The organism is Microbacterium sp. bgisy203, from assembly GCF_057706945.1.
Genome location: NZ_JBYIPF010000001.1, coordinates 81,913 through 94,870, shown reverse-complemented (window position 1 = coordinate 94,870; position 12,958 = coordinate 81,913). Strand labels below are relative to the sequence as shown.

Here is a 12,958-nt window from a genome sequence, read left to right as displayed (position 1 = left end):
GGCGCGGAGTGTCCGCGGCGGATGGGAGTCTCGTCGGAAAGTGTCGGACGGCCTGGGATCAGACGGCCTGGGATCAGACTGCCTGGGAGAGGCGCGCCGTCTCGTCGTGCCACGAGGTGGCGACGGCGCGGAGCTTCTCTTCGTACTTGCGGCCGTGGTGGGCGCAGAAGAGCAACTCGCTGCCGTTGACCTCCGCGGCGATGTAGGCCTGCGCGCCGCAGGAGTCGCAACGGTCGGTGGCCGTCAGTCGGTACTCGAGGACGCCCGGTTCTGCGGTGGTCGACATGCTCATTTCGGTTCCTCCTCGGTACATGCGATCGCGTGCGGTTCTCTGACATACAACCACGTGAATGTTGCAGGTATGCCGCGATCCGGTCACATTTCGCTGTACGCGTACGGGGCTGCGTGTCGAGAATGCGTCGGCCGCGTTGCGCCACCCTGTGACGCCGTGTGTCGGCGCCGTCGTGTCCGCCCCCCGGCTTACGCTTGGAGATTGTGACCGCCGAGTACTCCGCCCATCACCTCCAGGTTCTCGAGGGGCTCGAGGCCGTCCGCAAGCGCCCCGGCATGTACATCGGCTCGACCGACTCGCGCGGCCTCATGCACTGCGTGTGGGAGATCATCGACAACTCGGTCGACGAGGCTCTTGCCGGGTACGGCTCGCAGATCGACATTTTCCTGCACGCCGACGGCAGTGTCGAGGTGCGCGACCGCGCCCGCGGCATCCCCGTCGACGTCGAGCCACGAACGGGCCTCACGGGCGTCGAGGTCGTCTTCACGAAGCTGCACGCGGGCGGCAAGTTCGGCGGGGGATCGTACGCGGCCTCCGGCGGGCTCCACGGCGTCGGCGCGTCCGTCGTCAACGCGCTCAGCGAGCGGCTCGATGTCGAGGTCGATCGGGCGGGCAAGACCTACGCCATGTCGTTCCACCGGGGCGAGCCGGGCGTGTTCGCCGGCCCCGGCCCCGACGCCCCGTTCACGCCGTTCGAGAAGGCATCCGAGCTCCGCGTCGTCGGCAAGGCGGCGAAGGGCGTCACCGGAACGCGCATCCGCTACTGGGCCGATCGGCAGATCTTCACGAAGGAGGCCGCGTTCCACCTCGACGAGCTCGAGCAGCGCGCGCGTCAGACTGCGTTCCTCGTCCCCGGCCTCGAGATCGACATCACCGACGAGCGCCCGTCGGCCGACGCCGAGGCGGCGGACGAGGCGCGCACGACCGTGTACCGGTTCGACGGCGGCATCTCCGAGTTCGCCGAGTTCCTCGCGCCGGATGCCGCGATCACCGACACCTGGCGCCTCACCGGATCCGGCACGTTCACCGAAACCGTCCCCGTCCTCCAGCCCGGGGGCGCGATGGTCCCCACCGAGGTCGAGCGCACGTGCGAGGTCGACATCGCGGTGCGGTGGGGGACTGGATACGACACGATCACCCGCTCGTTCGTGAACATCATCTCGACGCCCAAGGGCGGCACGCACCAGGCCGGCTTCGAGCAGGGTCTCATGAAGATCCTCCGCAGCCAGGTCGAGCAGAACGCGCGCCGCCTCAAGGTCGGCAGCGACAAGGTCGAAAAGGACGACATCCTCGCCGGGCTCACCGCTGTGCTCACGGTGCGCCTCCCCGAGCCGCAGTTCGAGGGCCAGACCAAGGAGGTGCTCGGCACCCCCGCGGTCCGCGCGATCGTCGCGAACGTCGTGGCGAAGGAGCTGACCGCACGCTTCGCGTCGACCAAGCGCGAGGACAAGGCGCAGACCGCTCAGCTGCTCGAGAAGGTCGTCTCGGAGATGAAGGCGCGCATCTCGGCGCGCACCCACAAAGAGACCCAGCGCCGCAAGAACGCGCTCGAGTCCTCGTCGCTGCCCTCGAAGCTCGCCGACTGCCGCACGAACGACGTCGTGCAGTCGGAGCTTTTCATCGTCGAGGGCGACTCGGCCCTCGGCACGGCGAAGCACGCGCGCAACAGCGAGTATCAGGCGCTGCTGCCGATCCGCGGCAAGATCCTGAACGTGCAGAAGGCGTCGATCAGCGACATGCTCTCGAACGCGGAGTGCGCGGCGATCATCCAGACCATCGGCGCCGGATCGGGTCGGTCGTTCGATCTCGACGCGGCGCGCTACGGCAAGATCATCCTGATGAGCGACGCCGACGTCGACGGCGCGCACATCCGGACGCTTCTGCTCACCCTCTTCTTCCGCTATATGCGGCCGCTCATCGAGGAAGGGCGCGTTTACGCCGCCGTCCCGCCGCTGCACCGCGTCATCATCGTCAATCCCGGCTCGAAGCCGAACGAGACCGTATACACATACTCCGAGAAGGAGCTGCACACCCTCCTCGCACGGCTGCAGAAGTCGGGTCGGCGCTGGCAGGAGCCGGTGCAGCGGTACAAGGGCCTCGGCGAGATGGATGCCGATCAGCTCGCGACGACGACGATGGACCGGGTCGGGCGCACGCTCCGCCGCGTGCGCGTGCAGGATGCCGAGGCCGCGTCGACCGTGTTCGAGCTGCTCATGGGCAGCGACGTGGCGCCGCGGCGCGATTTCATCGTGACGTCGAGCGACCGCCTCGACCGCGAGTCGATCGACGCCTGAGCCCCGGCATCCCGCGCCTCACGCGCCCACGCGCGCCCCACGTGCTCGCGAATCACCGCTCGTTGCGCGAGTCACCGCTGCTTTCGCGCGCAATCACGGGTGATTCGCGAAAGCGGCGGTGATTCGCGAGCGCTGATATGAGCCCGGAAACGCGCGGGGCCCGAAACCGAGCTGGGGGGATCGGTTTCGGGCCATCGCCGCGGCGCCCTCGCAACATCGTGATGACGACGGTGCAGATCGCGGACCATCGTCCCCGAAATCACGACCGTGCGTCGGGCGCTCAGTGAAGAACCGACTGGGGACCGGTTCTTCGGCTCTTCAAGACTAAGCAGACGCGCGCCCGCCTGCGCCCGACGAACGGCTAGTCCGCTTGCGACTTTCGTCTACATCGCGGCGGTCAGGAGGACAGCGGCAGCGACGCGGTGACGACCCATCCCTCCGCGCGACGCCCCGCTGAGAACGAGCCGCCGAACAGTCGGAAGCGCTCCTGCAGACGGACGATGCCATACCCGGACGACGGCAGACCGGCGGTGCGGGCCGGAGGCGAGTCGTCGGCGAACTCCAGATGGGCCCACCCGCGCTCGACGGTCAGGGTGATGCGGACGTTCTCGGCACCGGTCGCGTGCTTGAGCACGTTCGTCGCGCTCTCTCGGATGACGCGCGTCAGGGCGACGAGCGACGCGCCCGGAAGGCGGATCTCTTCGGGCACATCGGCGGTCACCGTGACGCCGGCCCGCGCGAGTTCCCTGCGGACGGCCGCGATCGTGCCGTCGATGCTGTCGGGCGAGGGGATGCGTTCGGGGGAGAGGTTCTCTTCGCCGCGCACCATGCCCAGCACTCGGCGAATGTCGGTCAGTGCTTGTACCGCGGCTTCGCGGATCGCCGTCTGCGACTGCGTGCGGGTCTGGGCGTCCTCGGTGCGTTCGAGCACGGCGGCGTGGAGGGCGACGATCGTGATCTCGTGGGCGACGATATCGTGCAGCTCGTCCGCGATGAGGTCACGCTCGTGTCTCAGCTGTTCCGCGACTTCGCGTTCGCTCTCCTCGAGCTGACGTGCCAGCATTTTCGACCTATCGTTCTGTTGCCTGATCGCGGCGCCGATGACGAGGCTGATCAGGGCGACGACGGAAATGACGACCGAGGGGAGAAGGTCAAGTCCCGATTCTGGCCGCCACACTTCCACCCCGAGCCACGCGAGCCACACGATGCCATAGACCGCGCAGAGGCGTGCACTGCAGGTAAGCGCGACGAGACCGAAGGCCACGGCGCACGCAAGCAGACTGTCCCGAGCTACGCCCGATGCCGCAGCGAGGATCATCGCGACGATAAGGACGCTTGTCGCGATCGGCGGACGCCACACGAAGAGTGCGACGGCGACTGTGATGCTCGTGGTGATGATCGCTCGCGACAGGCTTGTCTGTGTGCCACTGGTCGCGCGCAACAGCGAGTCGAGAATGAGGAGCAGCGCGACGATGACGATGAGGACGCGGCGCACCACAGGGCGCAGCGGCTCGTAGCTCCAGAACGGCGCACGCGCGTAGCGGGTGAGGGTCGCACGCATCAATGTCACAACGCGATTATCTCGTGCGTCCTCACTTCCAGAGGCCCATCATGCGGCCGATAATGTCCCATACACTCATGTCGTCACCTCCTTCAAGTGCTCGAATCGATTCTTCAAACAGACGTCTTCGCGCACGAGAGACGAAGGTCGAGACCACTTGCGACTTTCGTCGAATCCGAGCAGCGGCGTGCGGCGGAGACCACCGCTGAGCGTCCGTAGGATGGCGATGTGACCGAGCCGATTCGAGTGATCATCGTGGACGACGAGTCGCTGGTGCGCGCCGCGCTGCGCGTGTTCATCGAATCCTCGCCCGACTTCGCGCTCGTGGGCGAGGCGGATAACGGCGCCGACGCGGTGACCCTCGTCCGCGCGGTGTCACCCGACGTCGTCCTCATGGACGTGCAGATGCCCACGATGGACGGCATCGAGGCGACGCGCCGGCTCACGCACGAGTTCCCCGGCATCAAGGTCGTCGCGCTGACCACGTTCTCCGCCGAGCGCGTCATCGTGCCGATGCTGAGCGCGGGGGCGTCCGGTTACCTCGTCAAGGACACGTCCCCCGACGGCATCCTGGATGCTGCCCGACTCGCCCACGAGGGCGGGTACGTGCTCTCGCCGCGCGTCGCGAAGGAACTCATCTCGTCGGTGGAGACCTCGAAGGCGCCTCCATCGCGGTCCCTCGGACGCGACGAAGAGCTGACCGAGCGGGAACTGGAAGTGGTCGAACTGCTCGCTCAGGGCAAATCGAACGCCGAGATCGGCGCCGCGATGTTCGTGTCGGAGGCGACGGTGAAGTCGCACCTCGGGCGGATCACGGCGAAGTGGGGCGTGCGCGACCGCATCCAGGTACTGATCCGGGCTGCCGAACTCGGCCTCGTCACGATCGGCTGAGACGCGCGGAGGCACGCGTCCACGCTCCTGACCGGGCCGCGGCCCCGATCACGCGATGGGCGCGCCGACGGCGCCGACCACGGCGTCGAGCATCTGGCCCGAGGCATCCCGCTTCGCGCCGGATGCCGGAAGCTGGCGCACCGAGCCGTCCGCGCCGACCGCGCGAGGGTCGGCGCCGACCCAGGCGATCGTGAGCGCGTCCTCGCCCTTCAGGAAGCGCTGCGCGCGCACGCCGCCGGTCGCGCGGCCCTTGGCCGGGAACTCCGTGAAGGCCGACACCTTGGCGCTTCCGGCATCGGTGCCGGCGATCGCCTGCGTGGAGCCCGCGATCGTGACGACGACGGTGTCGGAGGAGGTCGACGCGGTGGCGGAGACCGTCGCGAAGGCGATGACCTCCGCTCCGGGCGAGAGGCGGATGCCGGCCATGCCGCCCGCCGCCCGGCCCTGCGGGCGCACGGCGTCGGCGTCGAAGCGCAGGAGCTGCGCGTCGGACGCGACGAAGACGAGCTCCCCGCCGTCGCGGCTGAGCCCGGCACCGACGACGCTGTCGCCGTCCTTCAACGCGATGATCTCGATGTCGTGCTTTCCGGCCGCGAGCTCCGCCGTCGACACGCGCTTGACCGTGCCGTGACGGGTGCCCAGGGCGATGACGTGGTCGCTGAGCGGGACGATCGCGACGACGTGCTCGCCGGATCCGAGCCCGAGGTACTGATCGGCCCTGGTGCCCGCCGCGAGTTGGACGGCGCCTGCAGGCACGGACGGCAGGTCGACGGGGGAGAAACGTACGAGGCGGCCCGCGCTCGTCACCGCGCCGATATCCCCGCGGGTCGTCGTGTCGACGGCGCTGCGGATCGCGTCGTGCTTCGCGCGCCGCGTCGGGGCGACAACGCCGCCCTCAGGGCTGAGAGCGGCCCGCACCATGCGACCGGTCGCCGAGAGGAAGACGCGGCACGGCTCGTCCGCGATCTGCAGGTCGGCGGGCGCCGCCGACCGCGACCGCGCGGCTACGGGTCCGCCGTTGAGAAGGAGCGTGCGCCGGGGTGTCCCGAAGGTCTCGGCGGCGGCGTCGAGCTCACGGGCGACCTGGGCGCGCAGGAGCGCCTCGCTGCCGAGGAGCTCCTCGAGCGCTGCGATCTCGGCCTTCAACTGGTCGCGCTCGGCTTCGAGCTCGATGCGGGAGAACTTCGTCAGGCGACGCAGACGCAGTTCGAGGATGTACTCGGCCTGCTGCTGCGACAGGTCGAACACGCTCATGAGGCGCGTGCGTGCCTGCTCGCCGTCGTCGGAGGCGCGGATGACCTGGATGACCTCGTCGATGTCGAGGATCGCGATCAGGAGCCCCTCGACGAGGTGGAGGCGCTCCTGCTTGCGCGCCAGACGGAAGCGGCTGCGCCGCGTGACGACCTGGATGCGATGGTCGAGGTAGACGCGCAGGAGAGGCTTGAGCCCGAGGGTCTGCGGCTGGCCGTCGACGAGGGCGACGTTGTTGATGCCGAAGGAGTCCTCGAGCGGCGTCAGCCGGTAGAGCTGCTCGAGGACCGCGTTCGGGTCGAAACCGGTCTTGATGCCGATGACGAGGCGCAGGCCGTGGTTCCGGTCGGTGAGGTCGGTGACGTCGGCGATGCCCGTGAGCTTTTTCGCGTTGACGGCATCCTTGATCTTCTCAATCACCCGCTCGGCGCCGACCATGTACGGCAACTCCGTGACGACGAGGCCGGTGCGACGCGGGCCGAGCGACTCCACCGACACCTTCGCGCGCGTGCGGAAGGTGCCACGGCCGCTCTCGTACGCCTCTGTGATGCCGTCGAGCCCCACGATGATGCCGCCGCCGGGGAGATCGGGTCCCGGCACGAACTCCATGAGCTCGGCCGTCGTCGCCTCGGGATTGTCGAGCAGGTGGATCGCGGCGGCGACGACCTCGATGAGGTTGTGCGGCGCCATGTTGGTCGCCATGCCGACCGCGATGCCGGTCGCGCCGTTGACGAGCAGGTTCGGGAAGGCTGCGGGGAGGACCTCGGGCTGCTGGAACTGCCCGTCGTAGTTCGGGATGAAGTCGACGACGTCCTCGTCGAGGTTCTCGGTCAGGGCGAGCGCGGCCGGCGCCAGACGCGCCTCGGTGTACCGCGCGGCGGCGGGCCCGTCGTCGAGCGAACCGAAGTTACCGTGCCCGTCGACGAGCGGCACGCGCAGGGCGAACGCCTGGGACAGCCTCACGAGGGCGTCGTAGATCGCGGAATCCCCGTGCGGGTGGAGCTTTCCCATGACCTCGCCGACGACGCGGGCGCTCTTGACGTGACCGCGGTCGGGGCGCAGGCCCATGTCGGCCATCTGGAAGAGGATGCGGCGCTGGACGGGCTTCAGACCGTCGCGGGCATCGGGGAGGGCGCGCGAGTAGATGACCGAGTAGGCGTACTCGAGGAACGAGTCCTGCATCTCCGCGGAGACGTCGACGTCTTCGATGCGGCCGTGACCTTCGGGAATGGACTCGGAGCGCGAACCTGCCATGGAACTGAGTGGACCTCGGGTAAGAGTCGGAGTGGTGGGACCGGATGGGCCGCATCGCCGTGTGCGAGACTGGCCCCGATGTCACTCAGCCTACCCGCGGACCCCCCGTTGGCCCGGAGCCTCACCGGTGTCGTGCCGCAGGTGCTCGGGTCGCTCTCCGGCGCACCGGACTGGTTCCCGACGGCGCGATCGGCGATCGTCGTCGTCGTCGACGGCCTCGGCCGCAGCAACCTCACCGCCCGCGGGGGCCACGCGCGATTCCTCACGTCGCAGATGACGAAGAAGGATGCCGCGCGCACCGTCTTCCCGGCGACGACGGCCACGGCGCTCACGAGCCTGCTGACGGGGGAGGATGCCGGCATCCACGGCATCGTCGGGTACCGCGCCCGCGTGCCCGGCACTCTCAGCGCCCCGAACCAGCTCAAAGGCTGGGAGACCGACGGACTCGACCCGCTGACCTGGCAACGCGCCGAGCCCCTGTTCGAACGCGAAGCGGCCGCGGGGCGCCCCGTGTTCGTCGTATCGAAGCCGAAGTACGCGGCGACGGGGTTCACGCAAGCGATCCAGCGGGGCGCGACCTTCCTTCCCGCCGAGACGGCCGAGGAGCGGTTCGCCGCCGCCGCCGATGCGGCCGCGACCCACCCCGGCGCGCTCGTCTACGTCTACGTTCCCGAGCTCGACACGATCGGGCACGCCCGCGGGTGGGAGAGCGATGCGTGGGTGCACGGCCTCGAGTCCGTGGATGCCGGCATCCGCCGCCTCTCCGAACGTGCCGCACCCGAGACCGGCATCGTCGTCACCGCGGATCACGGCATGGTCGACGTGCCTGCCGACCGGCAGGTGCTGCTGCGGGACGGGGACGCGCTTCTCGACGAGGTCGCACTCGTCGCAGGCGAGCCGCGCCTGCTGCAGCTCTACGTGGGCGACGATGCGGTGGAGGGCGCCGCCGAGCGGGTCGCGGAACGCTGGCGCGCCTCGGAGGCGTCACGATCGTGGGTGCTCACGCGCGCGGAGGCGGTGGCGGCAGGCCTGTACGGGCCCGTGGTGGATGCCGAGGTGCTGCCGCGGATCGGGGACGTGCTGATCGCCGCGCGCGGCACGGTCGCCTACTATGACGACCGGCTCGCCGACAAACGCGCTCAGCGTATGATCGGGCAACACGGCTCGCTGACCGATCAGGAGCGGATCGTCCCGCTCATCCGCTTGGGCGCCTTCGCGCGCGCCTGACGCGTCTGCCGCATACGCACCCATCGGTGATCGAGTACGCCGGCGCAGCGGCGTGTATCGAGATCCCGCTCAGCCGTCCTCGGTGCGCGCGCCGAAGACGATCTCGTCCCAGGAGGGCATCGAGGTGCGACCCTTGCGCCGCGCACCGTCACTGGAGCCCACATCGGCCGAGGGCTCCTCGGGCTCCGCGGGCGGGGCCTCGTCGTAGCCCGGCTCGAGCGCGTCGAACAGGGCGACCGGGTTGTGCGCGCGCTCCTCGGGCTCCTCCAGAGGCATCGGCTCTCGCTGCCCGCGACGGCGGCGCAGCGCCTCGAGGAGGTCGGCGGTCTCGGCGGAGGTGACCGCGGCATCCGGGGCGCGCTTGATCGCCGCCTCCTGAACCGCGGCGGTCGCGGGTGAGCGCTCCTCGGGAGCGACGGGCTCGGGGTCGACGTCGAGACGGCGCGGTCCGAAGGCGCCCGAGTCGAAGCGCGTCGAGTCCTTCATCGGGTTGGCGTCGAGCGCGCGCAGACGGGGGATGAGACCCTCCGGGAGCGCGCCCTGCCGCGAGAGTTGCGTGGCGTCGGAGTTCAGCGGCGAGAGCGTCGAGCGACGCGGGTCGAAGCTCCACCGCGCGTCGTGGTCGACGTCATTCGCGGTGAACTCGAGCTTGACGATCCAGCCGTTCTCCTCGCGCCAGCTCGTCCACCGCTCGCCCACGGCGCCCGCATCGGCGAGCTTCGTGCGCACCGCGGTGCCGAAGGTCGGCTGCGCGCCCGGGTCGAGTTCTCCCGCGATCAGCACGGGCACCGCGAGGGCCTGCCCGACGATGTGCTCGCGCTCGGCGAGGACCGGTCCTTCGAATCGCTGCACATCCTCGATGCGCGCGCCCAGCAGTTCCGCGACTTCGGCGGCCGAGAGCCCCGAGCGGATGTGGGCCTGGATGTCTTTCGGGCTCGGCCGCACCGTGCGGGGCTCGGCATCGCGCTCGATGCGCCGCAGCTGACTGCGCAGCGTCTCATCGACCGGCAGCGCGAAACGCTCACCCGTCTCGGTGGCGACGACCAGCACGCCCTCTTCGATTCCGATGACTTTGAGCTGCTCCATGCGAGACATGCCTCCAGATCCCTGCGTCGGCACCGAATACAGTGCCTTCGTCATGGTGTCACGGCCCGGGCTCAGCACCGGGAATAACGCGGGCGCGCCGCGAGTTCTCGTCGTCGCACCCGTCGGATGGCGGGATGCTCACGACGCGCATTTGCGAAAAGCTCCGCGCTCGTGCAAACTATGGCCGCCCCTCGCCCAAGAAGCGGGGGACGAACCCGTCAGATCCTGGAAGTGAGAGCATGGCGACCGACTACGACGCCCCCCGCAAGACCGAAGACGACAGCGAGTCGATCGAGGCCCTGAAGGAGCGCGTCCCCGACAAGATGTCCGGTTCGGTCGACGTCGAAGACGCCGACAACCCGTCCGGTTTCGAACTGCCCGGCGCCGACCTCTCCGACCTCGAGCTCGACGTCGTCGTGCTGCCTCCGCAGGAGGACGAGTTCACCTGCGTCGAGTGCTTCCTCGTCAAGCACCGCACCCAGATCGACCACGAGTCCTCCATCGGCGCGATCTGCGTCGAGTGCGCCGCCTGAGGCCGACGTCGTCACCGGCGCCGAGCGCCGTCGGCCGGACGTCTCGACGCTCGGCGGCGGCTCAGCCGCGTTGCGCCCGTCGGATCGCCGCGACCACGCGATCGGGCGTCCGCGTGGAGAACACCCACGCCGTCACCGGGTCGCGCGGATCGTCGACCGGCACGACGACCACCCCGTCGATGCCGCCACGGAGCGCGTGCCACGCGGTCGCCGGCAGTCCCGGCCCGCGGATGGCACGCGCCTGTTCGCCGACGAATCCTGCGGGATCTCCCAGGTAGGACACCGGGATGTGCGCGCGTCCGACCCGCAGTTCACCGCCGCGCACCTCGATGACGGGGCAGAGCAGGATCAGCGCGGTGAGGATGACCGCGGCGGCGACGACTCCCGCGACGAGCGCGACCGTGGCATCCAACGGCACGAACACGAGCGAGACCATCGGCGCGGCGACGGCGGCGCTGAGAAGCGTCCACAACGACGGACTCAGTCGCTCGCGGTAGGTGGGCGCCGCGGGTGCCGCTGAGCGCGCGGGAGCGTCGGTATTCACGTCGGTGTTCATGGGGGCGTGCACTAGCCTCGTCTGGTGATCGAATCCGTGGACGTTCCCATTATCGCGTCGCAGGTTCCCGTGTACGCCCACCCCGGCGATGCCGGAGCCGATCTGGTCTCGACCGAGGCGCTCCGCCTTGCGCCGGGCCAGCGCGCCCTCGTCGGCACCGGCGTGCGCATCGCCCTGCCCGACGGCTTCGTGGCGTTCGTCGTGCCGCGCAGCGGCCTCGCCGCGAAGCACGGCATCACGATCGTCAACTCTCCCGGCACGGTCGACGCCGGCTACCGCGGCGAGATCAAGGTCTCACTGCTGAATACGGATGGTGCGGAGCCGTACGACATCGCCGTCGGCGACCGCATCGCGCAGCTGATCGTCATGCCCGTTCCCCGGGTCACCTTCGTTCCCGTCGCCGAACTGCCCGACTCCCCCCGAGGAGAGGGCGGATTCGGCTCCACCGGCTACCAGACAGGAGAGGCGCGATGAGCGACGCATCCGCAGGAAAGTCCGCCCCCGACGACCGCGCATCGAGCGGACCGTTCGACGAGTCCGAGGCGAACCCCGTCCGCCCCTACATCGATCTCGGCGGCATCAAGGTGCTGCCCCGCGAGGGCCTGAACCTCCGCCTCGAGGTCGAGGAGCAGTCCAAGCGCATCGTGGCCGTCGGCCTCGACTACGCCGATTCGACGCTGCAGGTGCAGCCGTTCGCCGCGCCGCGATCGACCGGTCTGTGGGACGAGACACGCGAGCAGATCCGTCAGCAGATCCGTCAGCAGGGCGGGCGCGTCGAGGAGCGTGAGGGCCCGCTCGGCCCGGAACTCCTCGCCGAGGTGCCCGTCGCGGCCGGCCCCGACGCGACGCCCGGCAAGCGCCTCGCGCGTTTCGTCGGCGTCGACGGCCCGCGCTGGTTCCTGCGCGGCGTCATCGGGGGAGCGGCGACGAGCGATGTGGATGCCGCGGCACAGATCGAGGACCTCTTCCGCTCGATCGTCGTCGTCCGAGGCGGCACGCCAATGCCCCCGCGCGACCTCATCCCGCTGAAGATGCCCGCCGCCCCCGGCACGGCATGAGCGACACGGACGGCCGCCCCGTGGACGAGACGCCGGAGGCGCTGGAGCCACCTCAGACGCCGAAGCCGACAGCTGACGGGGAGCGCCAGCCCACGGCATCCGACCTGTTCGGTCAAGCCCTCGGCTCCGCGGCGCGCCGCGCGGGCATGGACCCCGCGAAGGAGGCGCACACCGGGCATGTCGTGTGGTCGGCGATGGGCGGGTGGCGCGGCGTGTTCGAGTCGGTGCTGCCCGGTCTCGCGTTCGTGCTGCTCTTCACCTTCACGCAGAACCTGCCGCTCTCCCTCGCGGTGTCGGTCGGGCTCGCGGCCGTCTTCACGATCATCCGCCTCGTGCAGCGCTCGACGATCTCGGCCGCCCTCGGCGGCTTGATCGCCGCAGGTGTCGCCGCGGCCCTGGCCCTGTGGACCGGGCGCGGGCAGGACAACTTCGTCCCGGGCCTCATCACGAACGCCGCGTACGGCACGGCGTTCCTGGTCTCGGCGCTGATCGGGTGGTCGCTCATCGGGCTCGCGGTCGGGTTCCTCATGAACGAGGGCACGGCGTGGCGAAAGGATGCCAAGAAGCGCCGCGTCTTCTTCTGGCTCGCCATCGCGTGGGCAGGTCTCTTCTTCGCGCGCCTCGCGGTGCAGCTGCCGTTCTACTTCGCCGGAGACGTCACCACCCTCGGGACCCTCAAGCTCGTCATGGGTCTACCGCTGTTCGCGCCTCTCATTGCGGTCACCTGGCTCGCCGTCCGCGCGGTATACCCGCCCCGCGTCGAGGCCGGCGACAGCCCCGCCTCGTGATAGATTTATCTTGACATCAAGATAAATTCTTCCCCCGGGTCGCGCTCTCCCGGTGAGGCGGCCGAGTAAGGCAGGCCTCACTAGCCGCGGGCGCAATGGGCGGGGAAGATGGAATGACGGGCCGGCGCCGACGCGCACACGCTGCGCACTTCACCGCGTTCCCGACG

At 69.7% G+C, this 12,958-nt stretch carries 12 protein-coding genes; 7 read left to right on the top strand and 5 right to left on the bottom strand.

The genetic code is table 11. The annotated features are described in order from the left end of the window. Positions 1–73: 73 nt before the first annotated feature. Positions 74–292 (bottom strand): DUF7455 domain-containing protein, encoded by a 219-nt coding sequence (locus tag AC3ENQ_RS00450; protein ID WP_431800654.1) that lies wholly within the window; start codon positions 290–292, stop codon positions 74–76. 203 nt (positions 293–495) lie between these two features. On the opposite strand from AC3ENQ_RS00450, the gene AC3ENQ_RS00445 reads away from it, so the two are divergent. Further along, positions 496–2,586, top strand: a complete 2,091-nt coding sequence (locus AC3ENQ_RS00445; RefSeq protein WP_431800652.1) for a DNA gyrase/topoisomerase IV subunit B — start codon at positions 496–498, stop codon at positions 2,584–2,586. A 397-nt stretch (positions 2,587–2,983) separates the two neighbouring features. Here the strand turns inward: AC3ENQ_RS00445 and AC3ENQ_RS00440 are convergent, their stop codons facing one another. Beyond that, positions 2,984–4,147: a sensor histidine kinase gene (locus AC3ENQ_RS00440; RefSeq protein ID WP_431801704.1), complete on the bottom strand. Its 1,164-nt coding sequence runs from the start codon at positions 4,145–4,147 to the stop codon at positions 2,984–2,986. Between the two features lie 228 nt (positions 4,148–4,375). Here AC3ENQ_RS00440 and AC3ENQ_RS00435 point away from each other — a divergent pair, with 228 nt between their 5' ends. Beyond that, positions 4,376–5,038, top strand: coding sequence for a response regulator (locus AC3ENQ_RS00435; protein WP_431800650.1), 663 nt, complete (start codon positions 4,376–4,378; stop codon positions 5,036–5,038). A gap of 48 nt (positions 5,039–5,086) precedes the next feature. Here AC3ENQ_RS00435 and AC3ENQ_RS00430 read toward each other — a convergent pair whose 3' ends face one another. After that, entirely contained in the window at positions 5,087–7,543 is a 2,457-nt protein-coding gene (locus tag AC3ENQ_RS00430) for a DNA gyrase/topoisomerase IV subunit A (RefSeq protein ID WP_431800648.1), read from the bottom strand. Positions 7,544–7,621: 78 nt separating this feature from the next. Here AC3ENQ_RS00430 and AC3ENQ_RS00425 point away from each other — a divergent pair, with 78 nt between their 5' ends. Continuing rightward, positions 7,622–8,770 (top strand): alkaline phosphatase family protein, encoded by a 1,149-nt coding sequence (locus AC3ENQ_RS00425; RefSeq protein WP_431800647.1) that lies wholly within the window; start codon positions 7,622–7,624, stop codon positions 8,768–8,770. Between the two features lie 69 nt (positions 8,771–8,839). Here AC3ENQ_RS00425 and sepH read toward each other — a convergent pair whose 3' ends face one another. Further along, positions 8,840–9,856, bottom strand: a complete 1,017-nt coding sequence (sepH, locus tag AC3ENQ_RS00420) for a septation protein SepH (protein WP_431801702.1) — start codon at positions 9,854–9,856, stop codon at positions 8,840–8,842. Positions 9,857–10,095: 239 nt separating this feature from the next. On the opposite strand from sepH, the gene AC3ENQ_RS00415 reads away from it, so the two are divergent. After that, the gene (locus tag AC3ENQ_RS00415) at positions 10,096–10,389 is read left to right on the top strand and encodes a DUF4193 domain-containing protein (protein WP_431800645.1); all 294 of its coding nucleotides are present in this window, start codon (positions 10,096–10,098) and stop codon (positions 10,387–10,389) included. A gap of 61 nt (positions 10,390–10,450) precedes the next feature. Here the strand turns inward: AC3ENQ_RS00415 and AC3ENQ_RS00410 are convergent, their stop codons facing one another. Further along, the gene (locus AC3ENQ_RS00410; RefSeq protein ID WP_431800643.1) at positions 10,451–10,945 is read right to left on the bottom strand and encodes a DUF3093 family protein; all 495 of its coding nucleotides are present in this window, start codon (positions 10,943–10,945) and stop codon (positions 10,451–10,453) included. 24 nt (positions 10,946–10,969) lie between these two features. Between AC3ENQ_RS00410 and dut the strand changes: the two genes are divergently transcribed. From dut to AC3ENQ_RS00395, 3 genes are read left to right on the top strand one after another with little or no spacing between them, the layout of a single operon-like run. Continuing rightward, positions 10,970–11,419, top strand: a complete 450-nt coding sequence (dut, locus tag AC3ENQ_RS00405) for a dUTP diphosphatase (protein WP_431800641.1) — start codon at positions 10,970–10,972, stop codon at positions 11,417–11,419. Then, on the top strand, positions 11,416–12,003 hold the full coding sequence (locus AC3ENQ_RS00400) for a DUF3710 domain-containing protein (protein WP_431800639.1): 588 nt from the start codon (positions 11,416–11,418) through the stop codon (positions 12,001–12,003). Before dut ends, AC3ENQ_RS00400 begins: the two co-directional genes overlap by 4 nt. Then, positions 12,000–12,791, top strand: coding sequence for a DUF3159 domain-containing protein (locus tag AC3ENQ_RS00395; RefSeq protein WP_431800638.1), 792 nt, complete (start codon positions 12,000–12,002; stop codon positions 12,789–12,791). Before AC3ENQ_RS00400 ends, AC3ENQ_RS00395 begins: the two co-directional genes overlap by 4 nt. The last annotated feature ends 167 nt before the right edge of the window (positions 12,792–12,958 follow it).